This is a genomic window from Calditrichia bacterium (assembly GCA_020634975.1).
Taxonomy (GTDB): domain Bacteria; phylum Calditrichota; class Calditrichia; order RBG-13-44-9; family J075; genus JACKAQ01.
In genome coordinates this window covers 1,793,971-1,812,078 of record JACKAQ010000001.1, presented here as the reverse complement: position 1 = coordinate 1,812,078, position 18,108 = coordinate 1,793,971, and the positions used below count along the sequence as shown (strand labels likewise).

The 18,108-nt window shown below is 50.0% G+C and carries 14 protein-coding genes and 3 pseudogenes; 8 read left to right on the top strand and 9 right to left on the bottom strand.

Annotated features, from left to right (window positions below):
• The first annotated feature begins 43 nt into the window (after positions 1-43).
• From H6629_07370 to H6629_07355, 4 genes are all read left to right on the top strand, one after another.
• Positions 44-1,828, top strand: coding sequence for a hypothetical protein (locus H6629_07370; GenBank protein ID MCB9067612.1), 1,785 nt, complete (start codon positions 44-46; stop codon positions 1,826-1,828).
• Positions 1,791-2,435, top strand: a complete 645-nt coding sequence (locus H6629_07365; protein ID MCB9067611.1) for a response regulator — start codon at positions 1,791-1,793, stop codon at positions 2,433-2,435. Before H6629_07370 ends, H6629_07365 begins: the two co-directional genes overlap by 38 nt.
• 223 nt (positions 2,436-2,658) lie before the next feature.
• On the top strand, positions 2,659-4,062 hold the full coding sequence (locus H6629_07360) for a M20/M25/M40 family metallo-hydrolase (protein ID MCB9067610.1): 1,404 nt from the start codon (positions 2,659-2,661) through the stop codon (positions 4,060-4,062).
• A gap of 78 nt (positions 4,063-4,140) precedes the next feature.
• Positions 4,141-4,569 carry a hypothetical protein gene (locus H6629_07355; GenBank protein MCB9067609.1) on the top strand — a complete coding sequence of 143 codons (429 nt, stop codon included), beginning with the start codon at positions 4,141-4,143 and terminating at the stop codon, positions 4,567-4,569.
• Between the two features lie 19 nt (positions 4,570-4,588).
• On the opposite strand, the pseudogene H6629_07350 reads toward H6629_07355, so the two are convergent.
• A pseudogene (locus tag H6629_07350) lies at positions 4,589-5,571 on the bottom strand (helix-turn-helix domain-containing protein).
• Between the two features lie 208 nt (positions 5,572-5,779).
• Between H6629_07350 and H6629_07345 the strand changes: the two are divergent.
• Entirely contained in the window at positions 5,780-6,187 is a 408-nt protein-coding gene (locus H6629_07345) for a VOC family protein (protein ID MCB9067608.1), read from the top strand.
• A 3-nt stretch (positions 6,188-6,190) separates the two neighbouring features.
• Positions 6,191-6,640, top strand: a complete 450-nt coding sequence (locus H6629_07340; protein MCB9067607.1) for an SRPBCC domain-containing protein — start codon at positions 6,191-6,193, stop codon at positions 6,638-6,640.
• A gap of 101 nt (positions 6,641-6,741) precedes the next feature.
• Here the strand turns inward: H6629_07340 and H6629_07335 are convergent, their stop codons facing one another.
• The 3 genes from H6629_07335 to H6629_07325 all read right to left on the bottom strand — a co-directional run bounded on the left by H6629_07335 (position 6,742) and on the right by H6629_07325 (position 9,692).
• Complete coding sequence (locus H6629_07335; protein ID MCB9067606.1) at positions 6,742-6,945, bottom strand: dodecin domain-containing protein; 204 nt, start codon at positions 6,943-6,945, stop codon at positions 6,742-6,744.
• Between the two features lie 205 nt (positions 6,946-7,150).
• The gene (locus H6629_07330; GenBank protein MCB9067605.1) at positions 7,151-8,305 is read right to left on the bottom strand and encodes a hypothetical protein; all 1,155 of its coding nucleotides are present in this window, start codon (positions 8,303-8,305) and stop codon (positions 7,151-7,153) included.
• Complete coding sequence (locus H6629_07325; protein ID MCB9067604.1) at positions 8,199-9,692, bottom strand: hypothetical protein; 1,494 nt, start codon at positions 9,690-9,692, stop codon at positions 8,199-8,201. Before H6629_07325 ends, H6629_07330 begins: the two co-directional genes overlap by 107 nt.
• A gap of 439 nt (positions 9,693-10,131) precedes the next feature.
• Between H6629_07325 and H6629_07320 the strand changes: the two are divergent.
• Positions 10,132-11,305: pseudogene (locus tag H6629_07320) on the top strand (acyl-CoA dehydrogenase family protein).
• A gap of 57 nt (positions 11,306-11,362) precedes the next feature.
• On the top strand, positions 11,363-12,613 hold the full coding sequence (waaF, locus tag H6629_07315; protein ID MCB9067603.1) for a lipopolysaccharide heptosyltransferase II: 1,251 nt from the start codon (positions 11,363-11,365) through the stop codon (positions 12,611-12,613).
• Between the two features lie 166 nt (positions 12,614-12,779).
• Here waaF and H6629_07310 read toward each other — a convergent pair whose 3' ends face one another.
• The 5 genes and pseudogenes from H6629_07310 to H6629_07290 form a co-directional block, all read right to left on the bottom strand.
• The gene (locus tag H6629_07310; GenBank protein ID MCB9067602.1) at positions 12,780-13,262 is read right to left on the bottom strand and encodes a response regulator; all 483 of its coding nucleotides are present in this window, start codon (positions 13,260-13,262) and stop codon (positions 12,780-12,782) included.
• Positions 13,263-13,386: 124 nt separating this feature from the next.
• A complete protein-coding gene (locus H6629_07305) occupies positions 13,387-13,884 on the bottom strand; it encodes a HAMP domain-containing histidine kinase (GenBank protein MCB9067601.1) in 498 nt (165 codons plus the stop codon).
• The gene (locus H6629_07300) at positions 13,881-14,741 is read right to left on the bottom strand and encodes a cyclic nucleotide-binding domain-containing protein (GenBank protein MCB9067600.1); all 861 of its coding nucleotides are present in this window, start codon (positions 14,739-14,741) and stop codon (positions 13,881-13,883) included. The genes H6629_07305 and H6629_07300 overlap by 4 nt, the downstream gene beginning before the upstream one ends.
• Before the next feature lie 100 nt (positions 14,742-14,841).
• Positions 14,842-16,260 (bottom strand): annotated as a pseudogene (locus H6629_07295) (SLC13/DASS family transporter).
• Between the two features lie 276 nt (positions 16,261-16,536).
• Positions 16,537-18,096 (bottom strand): glycerol-3-phosphate dehydrogenase/oxidase, encoded by a 1,560-nt coding sequence (locus H6629_07290; GenBank protein ID MCB9067599.1) that lies wholly within the window; start codon positions 18,094-18,096, stop codon positions 16,537-16,539.
• Positions 18,097-18,108: the final 12 nt, after the last annotated feature.

Here is an 18,108-nt window from a genome sequence, read left to right as displayed (position 1 = left end):
TCTCATTTTTCTCAGTGTTTGGGGGGGCTCAAAACCGTCTGTGATGAACCCGGCGTCCGGGCTGCCGATAAAAATGACGATTGAGCAAGCCCGGATCGATAAAAATTTCGATGGTTTACCGGATAAAATCGGTCAAAAAGTAACCATTTCCGGTCGTGTTACTGTGGCGGCAGGTGTGTTTCACCCGAGCGAATTGCGAATTTTTATTCAGGATGGCACCGCAGGCATTCAGGTGATTTCCAAAACCATCAGTCGAAATTTGCAAGTTGGCGACAGTGTACTCGTCGCTGGTAAAATCGGTCAAAACAATGGCTTAGCCCATATTGATGCAGAGCAGATTATCCAGTATCGCGGTGATTCAAAACCGCCCGATCCCGTTGAGGTTGAGTTAACCCTCGCAAATATGGAATCATTCGAAGGCCAACTGGTTCAATTTGAAGCCCGCCTGCTCAAATATGAAAAAATCGAAACCGGCGAATATCTGATGCTCCATTTGCAAAGCCGGGAAGTGATATTGGCATTTCGCCAAAAAACGCAGCAGGACGATCTGGAATTCACCCGTTTTGAACCCGGCGATCTAATAGCTGTAACCGGCATTTTGGGGCAATACGATCGCACCGAACCGTACGACGGCAATTACCAGATTTATCCCCGGTCGCCGAAAGATATTGAAATCAGCGGGTTATCCAGCGATATCAAATATTATCTGGTGTTGGGAATCGTTGGTTGTTTGCTGATCGTATCGTTTTGGGGAATGTTGCTCCGTTACAAAGTAAAGGAGCGTACCCGGGAGCTGGAAACCCAAAAAACGCGCCTGCAAGAAACCGTGGATGCGTTGAACAAAGCCCGCAAAATGGCGGAAGAATCTACCCTGATGAAAAGTGAATTTTTGGCAAATATGAGCCACGAAATTCGCACGCCGATAAACGGCGTTTTGGGGATGAACGAACTTTTGCTGAAAACAAACTTAACGCCGGAACAGCACGATTATGCAGAAACGATTTTCTCCAGCGCGAAATCGTTGTTGAACCTGGTAAACGATATTCTGGATTTTTCAAAAATAGAGGCCGGAAAATTGACCCTCGAACAACTACCCTTCTGTACCGGCGAACTGACGGAACAAACGGCTGCGATAATTGCGCTGCAAATTCAGCAAAAAAAGCTCGATTTTGTATTGGAGATCGATCCGGGATTGTATGGCGCCTACCTTGGTGATCCCACCAGAATTCGCCAGATAATGCTCAATTTGTTGAGCAATGCCGCAAAATTTACCTCGAATGGTGAAATTCGCCTTCGTGCCGAGCTGCTCGATCGCCCGGAAAACGGCCCCGCCACCATTCGATTTTCGATAAAAGATACCGGCGTCGGTATTCCGCCGGAAAAAAAAGATTTGATATTCCAGAGCTTTTCGCAGGCGGACGGCTCCATCACGCGCATTTACGGCGGCACCGGTTTGGGGTTGAGCATCTCCCGCGAACTGGCGTTTCTGATGGGCGGCGAAATTGGTGTTAACAGCGAAGTGGGCAAAGGGTCGGAATTCTGGTTTACAGTAAAACTGGATACGCCGACACCGGCAAATTTCCTGAAATTGCCATTGGACAAACTGGGAAATGTTTCCGTTGTGGTGATCACAAAATCCGCATCGACAGCCCGCTATTATGAGAAATCGCTTTCTGGTATTTGCCGGAGAGTGTGGACATTTTCTGATATTCATTCCGTTAGCGAACACTGGTTTCCGGAAATTTCGATGGCTATACCGGCCATCATTCTCGATTCCGATCTCATCCAAAATGAGCAGGAAGCCGCAGCCATTTTATTCAGAAAATAATCAGCGCCAATTTACCGGTGATTGTCATGCAATATCACCATCACGGGCGAAATCAGGAATTGCTGGAATCGTTGTCGGACCGGCTGGTGTTTATCAAAAACCGATTTCCGCGGTGCGGATTACCGAGTTGCTGCTGTTTTTGTATGAGCAGCCTAAAGTCAACGAAAACAGAAAGTTACTGCGCCGTTGTGATATCAAAAACGAAGCAGAGGACGAAAATGTTAACGGTGACGGTCGTCGTGTTTTGATTGTCGAAGATAACCCGGTAAACCAAAAATTAATCCGGCGGCTGCTCGAGAAAAAAGGATACGAAATTACCGTTGCCAACGACGGTTTGGAAGGCATCGCCGCTCACGAATCTGTTCGGTTTGATATTGTGTTGATGGACATGCAAATGCCCCGGATGGATGGTCTGACCGCCACCCGCGAAATCCGCCAGCGGGAGCTGAATTCCGGCACACATGTGCCAATTATCGCACTAACGGCAAACGCCATGCAGGGCGATCGCGAAAAATGCATGCAAGCCGGAATGGATGAATACATTTCCAAACCGATCGATACGAAAGAGTTGTTCCGGATTATTAGCAGATTTCATGATAGTAAATAGGTATCATCCAAAATCGCTGCTGTTTACCATCGCCAACCTCTTTTTCAAATAGACGATTTATTTTTTGCAAAATTTGCGGAAAACAGTTAGAATAAGGACTGTTTTGGAAATCGAGCAATGAAACGCGAAACGCGAATGCTTTGCGCAAATTTTATGCTGTTGATTGCAACAGACATGCGAATATCGCGAAAAAAAGATCACTCACAAGAAAAGAGGACGCACGATGAATCGTTGTCTAAAAATCCTGAGTTTGTGCTGTTTGCTGATTTGGGGATTGCCCGCTACCGGTTTTGCCCAAATGGAAACAGAAGAAAACAAGGATGAAAAAATGGTGAAAGCCATTTTTGATGAAGCCCTGCAAAGTGGCGAAACCTACCAATTGCTGGATTATTTGTGCAACACTATCGGACCACGGTTGAGTGGCTCCGAAAACGCCGCAAAAGCAGTGCAGTGGACACGGCAGGTGATGGAAAGTTTTCCGTTCGACAACGTTTTTTTGCAAAGCGTGATGGTGCCGCACTGGGAACGCGGTGCAAAAGAGATCGCGCAAATTGTCCCGAAATCTGGCAATCGCGTTGATTTGAACGTGCTGGCGATCGGCGGATCGGTTCCCACAGCGGATGACGGTATTCTGGCGGAAGTGGTGGAAGTGCAATCGCTGGACGAAGTTGCCGAACTGGGTCGCGAAAAAATTGCCGGAAAAATTGTGTTTTATAACCGTGCGTTCGATCAGCGGGTGATCCGCACCGGCGCCGGATACGGCGGAGCGGTAGATCAGCGGGCACGCGGTGCCAGTCGTGCGGCAGAATTCGGCGCGCTGGGCATTGTTATTCGTTCCGTTACATCATCATTTGATGATCAACCGCATACCGGAACATTGATTTATGCGGATTCGCTGCCCAAAATTCCCGCAGCGGCACTCGGTTTTCAATCCGCAGATAAACTCACCGATGCGTTGAAAAACAATCCTGCGCTCAAATTATTTTTGAAAATCAACAGCAAATGGTTTGAAGATGCTCCGTCGCACAACGTTATTGGCGAGCTGAAAGGCAGCGAAAATCCCGATGAAATTATCCTCGTTGGCGGACACCTCGATAGCTGGGATGTCGGGCACGGCGCGCACGACGACGGCGCCGGATGCATGCATTCCATTATCGCGCTGCGAACGTTGCAGAAAATCGGTTACAAACCGCGCCATACACTCCGTGCGGTGATGTTTATGAACGAAGAAAACGGCACGCGCGGCGGCAAAAAATATGCGGAACTGGCTGTCCAAAACGGTGAAAATCACATCGTTTTGATCGAAAGCGACGCCGGCGGCTTCAGTCCGCGCGGTTTTGGTGTAACCGCAGAAGATTCTTCATTGGAAAAAATGCGCAACTGGTTGCCGCTTTTCCCCCGCGAAACCATCTCGTTTTTCAACAAAGGCGGTGGCGGCGTGGATATCGGTCCGCTGCACAAAGCGGACGGCTCGCCGATGATTGGATTTATGCCGGACAGCCAGCGCATGTTCGATGTGCACCACTCCGCAAACGATACGTTCGACAGCGTGAATCGTCGCGAACTGGAGTTGGGCACAGCGTCAATTGCCGCACTGATTTATTTGATTGACCAATACGGGATGTGATGAAAAATTTGTTGCGGATGGTTTTACTGACCGGATGGGATATGTTTTTTTGCAACGGCAAATGCTCACGAAATTTACGTGAGCATTTGCACCATTCGTTTTTTGCCGGAAGAACAGCGCGTTACCGTGCGCATCCGCATGTTTACGGATGATCTGGATACAGCGTTGAAATCGCTGTCCGGCGCATCGCCAAAACTGGATTCTCCCAACGAATCACCCGCCAGCGATAGCCTGCTGAACGCATACGTGCAACAGCACTTTTCATTGAAAATGGATGGCGAGCCGTGCGATCTGCAATTCCGTAACCGGCGATATGACAACGATATCACCGAATCCAATTGGGAAATTGCGACAAATAGCAGCGTTCGCAAGTTGAATATTCATAATAGCTTGCTGACGGACATTCAGGAGGCGCAAACCAACATCGTTCGGGTGCGGTTTGGCGAAGAGCGGCTGCAATTCAATTTCGATTTCAAAATTACAGATGAAACGATGTCGGTGGAATAAATTAACCGACATCAGGAAATCAATTCCGCAGTTCCGTGTTGTATTTGTTCCGGTAATCCACCGGCGACATCCCGGTAACTTTTTTGAACACTTCGCGGAACGCTTTTGTGTCGTTGTAACCCACATTAAACATCACTTCGTTGATGGTTTTCCGCCCTTTTTCCAACTGCTTTTTGGCGGCTTCCACCTTCACCCGCTGAATGTATTCGACCACCGTATTTGCTGTCGCTTTTTTGAAGCGTCGCTCAAATGTCCGGCGACCCACGCCAAACCGTTCGGAAAGTTCATCTACTGAAAATTTATCCTGAAAATTTTGCTCGATGAGCCGTTGCGCTTGCAGCACGGCTTCATCTTTGTGCTTTTTCTGCCCGTTGAACATAATGAACGGCGATTGGCTGTTTCGGTCGATATCAATCATAAACGATTTTGCAGCAACCACTGCAACATCGCGACCGGCAAATTTCTCGACCAGATATATCAGCAAATTGGTGAACGAATACGCCCCGCCGCTGGTGTAAATGCCGTCTGCTTCGGTGAGAATCCGGTCATCGTCCGCAAAATGGCTTTGGGGAACAACTGACGGAATTCATTGGCATAGCGCCAGTGAGTTGAGCATTGTTTGCCATCCAGTAATCCGGTGGACGCGAGAAAAAATGCGCTCACACATAAGCTGACCACTTCTGCGCCGCCGTTGTATTGTTCAACAATCCACGGGATAAATCCGCTGTTTTGCTGCAACACCTGCGCATATTCCCCGTGAATGGCGGGAATAATGATCAGATCCGTTCGCGGCACCTCGCTGAGCAGCAAATCGGGATTGATGCTGAACAGCCCGTTGGTTTGGGTGACGCTTTTTTCCATCCCGACCAATTTTATATCGAATAGCGGTTTCCGGCCCATTTCAACGAGAATTTCGTTGACCAGATTGAAAATCTGGTGGCTGCCTTCCAGATTGACCATGCTGAAATGCCCGTTCGGAACCAGGATTGATATATGCTTCATCGAATAAACCTTTCGGATTAACGTTTCAATAAAATTGAAAACCGGATATCGAGTGTAAAAATCTAACCAGATTTTCTGTCGTAATCAACCCTGTAGATTGTCGTTTTTGCACAACGCAAAACAGTAAATGCTGAATTATATTTTATCCGGTTGGTTGATCAACCGGATTTTACAATTATTCGAACATTTTAAACATTCAGGAGGTAAGATGGCGACCCAGATTTTTGTGAATTTGCCAGTACAGGATTTAAATAAATCGATTGAATTTTTTACCAAACTCGGGTTCACTTTCAACCCGAAATTTACGGATGAAACGGCAACCTGCATGATTATCGCGGATAATATTTTTGCGATGCTGCTGACCAAGCCGAAATTCAGCCAGTTTACCAAAAAAGAAATCTGCGATGCGACGAAAAGCACTGAAGTGTTGATTGCGTTGGATTGCGCCAGTCGGGAAGAGGTAGACGAAATAGTGAATAACGCAGTCGCCGGCGGCGGCACCACTTACATGCCTGCGCAGGATCACGGGTGGATGTATCAGCACAGTTTCGCAGATCTGGACGGGCACCAATGGGAAGTGATGTATATGGATCAATCTGCAATTCCAAAGGAGTAAGTCGTGAAAAAATGGATGCTTAAGTGGTCGATAGATATCGCGGCAACGCCGGAAAAAATCTGGGATGTGCTGCTGGCGGACAAAACGTATCGCGTGTGGACATCGGTGTTTCATCCCGGATCGTATGCGGAAACCGACTGGAAAGAAGGCAGCAAAGCGCTGTTCAAAACGCCGGAGGGCGGTGGAATGATCAGCAAAGTTGTCCGACACAATCCGGGAAAAATCATTGTTCTTGAGCATTACGGCGTGCTAAAAAATGGCGAAGAAGTGTTTGAAGGTGAAACTGTCGAAAAATGGGCAGGCACAACGGAAACCTATCGTCTGGAATCAAAAAACGGGATTTCCACCCTGTTTATCGAACAGGGAATTGAGGAATCGTATATCGACTGGTTCAAAACAACCTGGGAAAAAGCGCTGCAAAAAGTGAAGGAATTGTCTGAATCTGAAAACTAATTTGTTATTCCTGCATCTGCGAAAATCACCGAAATTTATCCACAAAAACAAAAAGCTGCCAAAATTACGGCAGCTTTTTTTATTCAAATATGCAAAAACGATCAATCGTTCAGCACAAACGTCACTTTCAGCGTGACGCGGTATTCGGTAACTTTGCCGTTATCGATAACCAGTTGCTGATCCTTTACCCATGCACCACGGATATTTTTCAGCGTTTTCGATGCGCGTTTGACACCAGTTTTGATGGCATCTTCAAAGCTTTTATCCGAGCTGCAAATAATTTCCGATACTTTTGCGACAGACATGAGCGTCCTCCTTTTGGGGTTGGTGAAAAGTGGAAAATTTCAGGATATTGGTCTGTTTACCAACGTCCTTAAAATAGTATAACGGCTATCTTTCACAATTGCAAGACTTTCCAAAATTGGTGCAGTTACCGTAAAACCGATGGCAAAAAAAACGCCCGGACAGCGATTGCCCGGGCGTTTGCAATTTCAGTAAAAACAGGATGTTCTATGCAGTTGTTTCTTCCGGTTTTTGGCGATGTTGATAATATTGAAATCCGAAAAACGCCAGGCCGAGATACACAACTATCCAGCCAATCCACGAATAGGTGATGCTCGTGTAATAGGTGGACGGCTCAAAGGTCATCGTTAGCGTGTGGTTGCCTGCGGGTATCACCACCGAGCGCAAAATGTGGTTGGTTTTGTGAATCTGCAATTCTTCGCCGGTTTCCAGCGTGGCTTTCCATCCTTTCGGATAATACACTTCGGAGACCACCAGCAGCGCGGTTTTATCCGTGTAAACATCAAATTCTACTTTGTTTGGCGAGAAAAATTTGACGCTGGCAGAACTGCTGTCCGGTGCTGAAATTGGCTGATCCAGCGGTGCTTCCAAGATCGCCAGTGTTGCCGGATCGAACGCAGCCGTGTTCATGAATCTGAGGCGCTCCACCCCGTCGCTGATAACGGTGGTGCTGTCCACAAAAAAGGCGCGCGGCAACACATCGTTGTTGCGGTAAAGGAATAAATTTTGCTGCTGATCCGCGCCGACAAAAGTAAGCTCCGGCGAATTATATTGCTGTTGAGAAATGATGTATTTGGCATTGAGCATGCTGATCACCCGCAAATTGAGCGGCAGTTGCGGATTGGTTCGATCAATTAAATTGTTGGTGATGATATCCTGCGCGACCTGCGGTTTTGCCGGCGAATAGCCGCCAATCGACTGGTGGTAATATTGCCAGCGCGAATCGCTGGCGAGCACTCGCAGCGGCGGCACTACCCGGAACATCGATTTATCCTGCAAAATGAGGCGATCAATCGCGTTCATTCCGTAACGCTGCTGTTCTTCGCGTTTGAGATCGACAAATTTACCGTCAAGATAGTTGATGGAAATCCAGCCCAAATCCACCGTGACGAGCAGTACCAGCGCCAGCCCCCAAACGGCATTTTTTCCGCTGTTGCGAACCATCATCCACATGCAGGCACCGCCGAGCAACACGATGAAAAGGGTGCGCATCGTCGATTCGCGGAGCACTTCCAGCCGGGCTTCGCGGAAAATATCAATCAATTGCTGCGTCTGCTGCTCGCCGAAACGCTGGGCGTACTGGGCAAATTCGTTCGCGCTGCTCAGCGACAGGCTGCCGCCAAACAGCAGCGGCGAAGCCATCAACAACGCAAATCCCCAAAATCAGGTAGAAATTTTTGGTTTTTGCGGCGTCCCAATCGGTTGTCAACAGATAATTCAAACCGTATCCCGCCAGCACAATCGCGTTGAAAGACACCAGCGTGAGGATCATCATGGGAACGCGAAATTTGTCGAAATAGGGCAAGTAATAGAAAAATAATTTGTAAAGCGGCGCAAAATGTTTACCGAGCGAGAGCAGCAGCGCCATCAACGTGAGGAGCGAGATGCTGCGAACCAGCGTATCTTTCCAGCAAAAAATGATGCCGAGCAGCGCCAGCAGCGCCACCAAAACGCCCATGTATTCATACGATTGCGTAAACGGCAGATCGCCCCAATACGCCGGAATTTGCTGATTGTTGAGCTGCGGCACGCGAATACCTTCGTCCGATGTGCCGCCGTGGAATTTGGGAATCACCAGATTCCAGAATTCCGCCAGCGTGTACGACCAGTTGGTGGCGTAATCGAAGCCCACGCCTTTTTTATCTTGTTGGGAAATATCTTCAAAAATGTTGACTGCGTTGCCGCCACGGGTGGAATACGGCGTGTAATCGCCTGTGACAAACAGTGGTTGCGCCACAATGAGCACCACCAGCGCAATCGCGCCGATGAACAATCCGTTAAATTTGAGAAAATCGCCGGTTTTTTTGTCGATGAGCAGTTTCAGATACGGCCAAAACCCGATGAAAGCCATCAGCAGCATTGTGTAAAACACAATCTGGTAGTGCTGGGTGCGCAGTTGCAGCGCAAATGCGGCGGCAAACAGCAGCATGCTCAGCAGATCGCGCCGGCGCAGCAGCATCAAAAAAGTGATCATGATATACGGCATCCACACCAGCGCCCGCAATTTGGAAAAATGCCCGACCACAATCAGCGCATGCGAATGCGGCAACAGGATGAACGCAAACGCGGCCATCATCCCGGAAATGGCGCTCAGTCCCAAATATCGCATCAGCAAAAACATGCCGATCGCGCCGAGCCAGAGATACCAGATTCGCCAGTCCAGCAGCGGATCAATTTTGTTGATAATCGTATCGATCGACCAGCTTGCAGCGTTGTGGCGGTGGTAATACGGCATCCCGGAAAACATATTCGGATTCCAGAGTGAGCGTTCGCCGAGCTGTTTCTCAAAATCTTTGGCGGCTTTGGTGTTGCCGATGTTTGAAATTACGTCGCTGCCGCTGGAATCCAGCCCGTCGAAAACGATCGGTTTGTATAAAATGATGATCGCCAAAAATACCACGCCGAAAAAAATGAGCGCGGTGCGGTTCTCATTCAGCGTTTCCGAAAGAGTGCTCGGGGATTTGCCTTGCAGAATTTCGGCGCTGTTGCTTTTGGATTGCTGCGCCGTTTTTTTGCGGGATTTTGCCATGAAATTGCCTCGTTTACTTCATCATCTATTGTTGTATTCAGCAAAGAATATATCGATAACCCGGCGAAATTCAAATGAGAAGTAACTATTTCAGCCGCAGATTTTCGCAGATAAACGCGGATTATGATTCACTATAATACAAACAGAAGCTTCGAAAACCGATTGTTTGCCCAAATGCATACGGGTTGTCAAAAATGATTGCGGAACACAAATTCTGTAAATGATTGATAAACATACGATTCATCCGTGTTTATCCGCGGCTGGATCGTTACAAAAATTCTTTGCGCTCATGCGCTGCGGGCTCGCTATCGATCATAAAAACCGTTGCTTTCGATGGCTGTGATTTTTAATAAAGCGTTGTGCTGCGAGATTGTCTATTATATTTTGATTCGTTTCGCGACAGTTGTGAAAATTCAATGACAGGAGATCCCGTTTCATGATGAATTTTGAATTGACAGACGACCAAATTTCCATCAGGAATATGGTGCGGGCATTTGCGCAGGAGCGCATCGCGCCGCATGTGATGGAATTCGATAACAGCAAAACGTTCCCCAAACATTTGATGAAAGAAATGGGTGAACTCGGTTTGCTGGGCGTTTTTTATCCCGAACAATACGGCGGTTCGGGAATGGGTTACATCGAATACGCGCTGATTATTGAGGAAATTGCCGCGGTTGACCCGTCGATTGCGCTATCCGTTGCGGCGCACAATTCGCTGGGCAGCAACCATATTTTCACCAACGGATCGGAAGAGCAGCGCCGCAAATACATGCCGATGCTCACCTCCGGCGAATCGCTGGCATCGTGGGCGCTCACCGAACCGAGCGGCGGCAGCGACGCATTCGGGCTGAAAACCGTTGCGCGTCGGGACGGTGATTTTTACGTGCTGAACGGTTCGAAAACCTTTATCACCAATCCCAATTATTCCAAAGCGCATGTGGTGATGGCCAAAACCGATCCCGAGGGCGGGAAGGCAGGCATCAGCGCGTTTGTGATTGACGATGGCACACCCGGATTCACCGTTGGTGCGCCGATGGACAAGCTCGGCATGCGCGCCAGCGACACCGCAGAATTGTTTCTGGAAGACTGCCGCGTGCCGGTTGCCAATCGCCTCGGCAAAGAGGGACACGGCTATTTCGATTCGCTGAAAATTCTCGACGGCGGCGCATCAGCATCGGCGCGATGTGCGTGGGCATTGCCCGTGGCGCGTTCGAGCACGCGGTTCGCTATGCGCAGGAACGCTCGGCGTTCGGCAAAAAAATCCACCAGTTCCAGGCCATCAAAATGAAACTGGCCGATATGGCAGTGGAAGTTGACGCCGCGCGATTGCTGATCATGCGTGCCGCATCGATGAAAGACAACGGCAAAAACGTTAGCCTGGAATCTGCGATGGGCAAGCTGTACGCCAGCGAAGTGGCGGTTCGCGTTGCCAACGAAGCCATTCAGGTGTTTGGCGGTTACGGATACATTAAGGAATATCCAGTGGAAAAATATTACCGCGATGCCAAACTCGGCACCATCGGCGAAGCACCTCCGAAGTGCTGCGACTGGTGATCGCCCGCGACCTGGTCAAAAAATATTCGATCGATATGACGCCGGAAACAGCCGGATAAATTTACGACAAACCAACTTTGGGCGGGCAAATTGTCCGCCCATTTTCAATTCACCAAATGCCAGAACCCCGAAAAATACTGATTATCCGCATGAGCTCCATCGGCGACGTGATTTTGACAACGCCGGTGATCCGCCAGCTCCGCGAAACATTTCCCGATGCGCAAATCGACTTTTTGATTCGCCGGGAATTTGCGGACGTGCTGCGGGCAAATCCGCATATTTCCAATCTCATCGAAATTGACGTTCGGAAAAAGGGCGCGCTTTCGCTGGAAAAACTGCGCATCCGCGCGACGGGATACGATGTGATTCTCGATTTGCAGGGCAATTTGCGCAGCTTCTGGCTGCGGCTGTTCAGCGGTGCGAAGTTAGTTCTCAAGATGAGAAAAAACAAAGTGTTGCGGCATTTGCTGGTGAATTACAAGATCAACTGGTATACGAAAATTTACGGCAATGTGCCATCTGTCGCGGAGAAATATTTGCGCGCCGCAGCGCCGCTCGGCACGGACATTCGCGACACAAAAACCGAACTGCATCTCTCACCGGAGATCCGCAAAGCAACGGATACGCGCTGGCAAAACTGGCGGGAAAACGGCATTCACGTGCTGATGGCGCCGGGCGCCCGGCATTTCACCAAACGCTGGCTGCCGGAAAATTACGCCGCGCTGATTCGCCGGTTGCACGCCGATTTCGGCTGGCGAACGCTGCTGGTTGGCGGACCGGATGAGCGGGACATTTGCGCGGAAATTTTGGCTGCAGGTGCAGATTGCACAGAAAACATCGCCGGGGAATTATCGCTGACCGAAACATTCGGCGCGATCAGCCAAACGCCGTTGTTCATCAGCAACGATTCCGGATTGATGCACGCCGCCGCCGCTTTCGCTGTGCCGCAAATCGCCATTTTCGGCTCCACCACCCGCGAGCTGGGATTTTTTCCGATCAACCCAAACGCCGCAATTGTGGAAAATAGCGGGCTGAATTGCCGGCCGTGCAGTCATATCGGCAAAGCCACCTGCCCCAAAGGGCACTTTCGCTGCATGCGGGAAATTTCGCCGGAAATGGTGCTTGAATCTGTGGCGCAATTGGCGGGGTCAGTTCAAAAACAAAAAAATAGCAGCTTCCCGATTGAAAAATCCCCCTTTTGGGGCATGGAAAACCGCACTTTTTTCCGCTATATTTATCTCAGGTTGAACGTTGAACACAATCAACACAACCTGCAGAAAACGGAATCTCTGCGACAATATAGAACTCATATCTCTGATGCGGGAAACTGCAAATTTACAGGCGGCGGCGGTTTCCCGTTTTCTTAAAAAAAGATGCACTGTCCGGTTTTGGGCAGCAATAAAATAGAACTCATATCTCTAAAGGCGGGAAATCGCACAATACAGGCGGCGGCGGTTTCCCGTTTTTCTTTTTGGGAAGAAGTGTTTTTGCACCTTTCGATACGCATTTCCAACGCCGCTCAGGATGCAACGGTCAGGTTTGGCGGCGCAAAAATTTGTAAAGCGTCGGCTGATCGAGAATCTCCATCGCGTCGCTGTAATCCATTCCCGCGCCAACCACAAATTCCGTCAACAGCACTTTCATCACCTGAATCAGCGATTCCGCAGCCCACGGTTTTTCGATGTAGCGATCGAGCTGCGCCTGATTGATGGCTTGAATGGTATCCTGCTGGGTTGCCAGTCCGGTGAGCAGCAGCTTTTTGGTTCGGGCAAAGCGCGAATCTTTGTTCAGTTCGATCAAAAAATCCACCCCGTTTTTGCCCGGCATAATGTGGTCGCAAACGATCAGCGCGACCGGTCTGCCTTCGGCATCCAGATCTTCCAGCACTTCCTGCGCTTCTTCGGCGGATTCGCAATACGTCAAATTGCAGTAATCCTTAAATCCGGCGAGATCGCGTTTGAGCGCAGCCAGCACTTCACGTTCGTCGTCTACGCAAATGATTTCCGGTTTTTCCATTGATTGACCTCTGTAATACGATAATTTCAACGCCGGTTTCCGTCGCGTTTGTTGCGGATGCGCGTTGATGAAATCAAAAATCCTGTCTATCCTGCTCCGAAGGACTGCCTTCGGGATTATCCTGTCAAAAATTTGATTCCGGAACCGGCAGCAAAATTTTGAAAACGGTTTTTCCCGGCTTGCTCGTTACCGAAATTTTTCCGCTGTAACTATCCACCAGCCGTTGCACAATTGTCAGCCCCAAACCGAGCCCGAAAGACAACCCTTCCACTTTGGTGGTAAAATTGGGCTGGAAAATATTTGCCCGGATATCTTCCGGAATTCCCGGTCCGTTGTCCTCGACTTCCACACAAATGTTGTTGTCCGAAAAACTGCTGCGGATGGCGATGCGCGGGTTCGGCGTAGGATCGCTGAACAGGCTGTCGCAGGCATTTTTGATCAGGTTGATCCAGATCTGCACCAGTTCTCCGCGATTCGCCGTGATCAGCGGCAGCTCTTTTAAATCGTTGATCACATTGATTTTACGAAGCGGGCTATACATCAGCGCCAGCCCTTCGCGAATGCTTTCGTTAACATCTTCGTCATTGCGGCGATAAGAGTGCGGTGCGCCGAGTGTTTTCACCGATCGCGATACATATGTGGCGTGATTGGCCGCCGAACGCATCCCGCACAGCGATGCACCAATTTCCCAGCAGTGATGCAACATTGCCGCATCGCGCTCCATTTCTTTGGGTTTTTAGGCAACAGGTCATCGGGAACGCCGGTTTCGGCAAAGTGCTCCGCAGCGTCGTCGGAAATGCCGAATCGCTGCTGCAATTCGCGCTTCCGCTGGCGAACATCCCGGGTAGAAAGATGGCGCCCGTGTTGGTTGCCGGCATCAAAAAATTGTTTCTGCTGCTCATTTTGAATCAGCACAGCCAGATTTTCGCTGAGCCATTGCGAGCCGCGCTGCAGCACGGCAACGGCGTTATTCAATTCGTGAGAAATGCCCGCAGCCATTTGTCCGAGCGACGCCAGTTTTTCGGTTTCGATCAGTTTTTTGAGCGTTTGCTGTTTTTCGAATGAAATGTGTTGCGCCAACTGCTGGCGATGCGCCAAATCCGCCGCCACTACCGGCATAAATTGTTCGCAGATGCTCTCTTTTTTATCCAGCCGCACCGGTTTTTGGGAACGATCGATAAATGCCACTTCCGCCGGTTCATCCGCAATGATGGTTGTGCTGCTGCGAAATGTCTGCGAAAAAAAGCTGTAGACACCGGCAAACATGCCGCTTTGCAGCCGGAAATAAAATCGCGAATGACCGTCCGGATCGTTAAAATAACCGGAAAGCGAACCTTTCAACACCAGAAACAGCCGGTCGTTGTAGTCACCTTCGCGCATCAGATAGTCGCCTTTTTCCAGATTAATCCGCTGTTCGGGATCGGAAAAATAGGCGCTGATCAGCACGTTCAGGTTCAAATGTTGGTAGAAATCTTTCATTTCAATTTTTCAAAGGATAAGTGATAAAGGATAAATTTCCTTTTGTGGCGGCTGAGCCAGTCGAAGCCACTGTTTATCAACAAATCGTATACTCACACCATTAAAAAAATGCAATCTGTTTCAATATAAACATCAGCAGGTAAACACCCAATAGCCCGACGATGCTGATGGTCAACCCGCTTTTCATCAACTGGTCGCTGCGAACGAGTCCGGTAGCCTGCGCCATCGCATTTGGCGGTGTGGAAATTGCCAGCGCCATTGCCAGCGAACAGGCGAAAGTGACCGACAGAATCAACATTTTTCCGCCGCCAAACAATTCGAGGCTGGCGAGATTCACGCCCAGCGCTGAAACGATCGGCAAAATCAGGTTGGATGTCGCCGTATGCGACATGAACGTTGCCATCAGCAGCGCGATGAGCGTGGTGGACAGCACGATAGCAATCGCCGGGAAAGTATCGAACGGGATGTTTTCGATGAGGTTTTTTGCCAAACCGGTTTCCTCCATTGCCATACCCAGCGCGATACCGCCGGAAACCAGCCAGAGCACATCCCAACTGATCAGCTTCAGATCTTCTTTGGTGATGATGCCCGATGCGCTGAACACCGCCACCGGAATCATCGCGACGACGTATGAATTCATCCCGTGAAATCCGTCCAGCAACCACAGCAAAATGGTGATCACAAAAGTTGCGTAAACCGTGACGGCTTTCCAGTTTTTAAGAAATTTGCTTTTGATGGTCAGTTCCAGTTTTGGTGATTGGGGCGGAAACAAAAAGAGCAGCAATCGCCATGCGAAAATGAGCATCACGATTACAAACGGCACGGCAAAGCTCATCCACTCGCCGAAACCGATGGCAAATTTTCCGGTGAGATATTTTAGTGCAACCGCATTTGGCGGCGTGCCGATGGGCGTTCCGATCCCGCCGATATTTGCCGCAAACGGAATGCCCAGCACAAATGCGGCTTTGCCCGCGTCGCCATCATCCAGCGAAGCGAGGATGGGCGTGAGCAGCGCCAACATCATCGCGGTGGTGGCGGTGTTGCTCATAAACATCGAAAATACGGCAGTTATCACCATTAACCCGAGCAGCACCCATCGGGGATTTGTGCCGAACGGTTTGAGCAGCACCGGGCGAGGTTCACATCCAGCCGGTATTTGGTGGCGGCCATCGCCAGAAAAAATCCACCCAAAAACAGCAGGATAATCGGCGAGGCGAATGTTGCCATTATCGCTTTATAGCTGATCGCTTTGCCAAAATTTTCCAGTCCGGCGGTGTTCTGGAACAGCAGAAAACTTTATCGGACATCATGAATAATTCCAGCGCGATGATCAGCACGGAAGTGGCAAAAACGGGAATCGGTTCGAGAATCCAGAACAGGGTTGCCATCACAAACAGGGCGATAACCCGCTGCTCGATGATGCTCAAATTATCGATGGGAATTGCCGTTGCCGGCAGAAAAAGGATAAAATGGGAATCGCAATGGCAACAATCAGTTTGATATTTTTCGCGGTGAACATAAATCTATTTAACCTTCCGGCAGTCATTTTTAATTTTCGAAACCAAACGGTGGATATCGGCAAATCTGCTGCCAGTCGCCGATCGTTTATCTAAGATGTTGATAATCATGAAAATAAGCGTGGCAAAAAATTTTGGAAAAAAGCAAAATACCTGCCACAATTGATGTGAAAACATGGTTTGCATAAAAGTCTATTTTCAGAAAATCAGCAAGTTAAATCGCCTGACACTTGCAGATGCTGTGGCACCGCTGATGTGCGGCGATCTGCCAACAGTTTTCACGATGGCAGGTAGCCTTTCGCAAGTTCAATAAAATCATGGGTTTGTTGCTGCTCCCACTGCGCATTTTTTTTCAATTCGTCCGCCATAATTTTGGCGACAGTTGGTGCCATTTCGATGGCAGCGCGGGCATCGAGCAGCAGCGCGCGGGTTCTGCGGGCGAGCACATCTTCCACGGTTCGTGCCATTTCTTTTTGTACGGACCAGCGCACTTCCGCCGGACAATAGGGTAAATTCGGGTGCAGCGGTTTGCCGAGTTCGGGGCTTTCTTTGATCATTCGTTGAATGGACAGCGCGTCCGAGCCGTAAAAGTGCAGCGGATCGCTGTCGTCCACATTTTTGAGCCAGCCGTGGATGCGCAAATTCGCGGTTCGGGTGGGGCGATGCGGCAGTCCGGCAATCATCGCGGCTTGCGCAACGGTATCTTCGCCCATTTTGCGATAAGTTGTCCACTTCCCGCCGGTGATGGTCAACAGCCCGGATGACGACACCAGAATGGTGTGATCGCGCGACAGCGCCGCCGTGTTTTTCTCGTCCTCCATTTTCACCAGCGGACGCAATCCGGCGAACACGCTGAGCACGTCGTCGCGGGTGGGATCTTTGGTGAGGTATCGCGCGGCGTGTTTCAGGATAAATTCGATTTCGCTATCCAGCGCGCGCGGCTCCAGCGATGGCGATTCAATCGGTGTATCCGTCGTTCCCACGACCACTTTTCCGTGCCACGGCACCGCGAACAGCACGCGACCGTCGTCGGTTTCCGGCACCATAACCGCGGCATTTCCCGGCAAAAATTCGGCGTCCAGCACCAGATGCACGCCCTGACTCGGCTGGATGATCGGGGTGGCATCCGGCTCGTCCATGTTGCGGATCGCATCGGTAAAAACGCCGGTTGCGTTCACCACCACCCGCGCGGCAATTTCGAAATTTTCGCCGGTTTCCATGTCCATCGCGGTCACGCCGCTGGTCATGTTGTTGGATTTTTGCAGCCCGGTAACTTGCATGTAATTGAGCGGCGTTCCGCCCAGATCGACAACCGTTTGCGCCAGATTGACCGCCAGCCGCGCGTCGTCAAATTGTCCGTCGTAATAAATGACGCCGCCGCGTAAGCCTTCCGGCTCCAGTGTGGGAATGCGTTTAAGCGTTTCGCTGCGGGAGAGGATTTTGGAGGGACGCAGCCCAAGTTTTCCGGCGAGCATGTCATACATTTTCAGCCCGATGCCGTAAAACGGTCCTTCCCACCATTCGTAATTTGGCACGATAAACGATTGGTGCCGCACCAGATGCGGGGCGTTTTCCGCCAGCAATCCGCGTTCGTGCAGCGCTTCCAGCACCAGCGAAATGTTGCCCTGCCGCAAATAGCGCACGCCGCCGTGAATCAGCTTTGTGCTGCGGCTGGAGGTGCCTTTGGCAAAATCGTGCTGCTCCAGCAGCAGCGTCCGGTAGCCGCGCGATGCGGATTCCACTGCTACGCCCAATCCCGTTGCGCCGCCACCGATGATGACGATATCCCAAAACCCCGGCATTTGCCGCAGCGATTCGATCATTTCCGTGCGATTCATTTCCGATCTCCT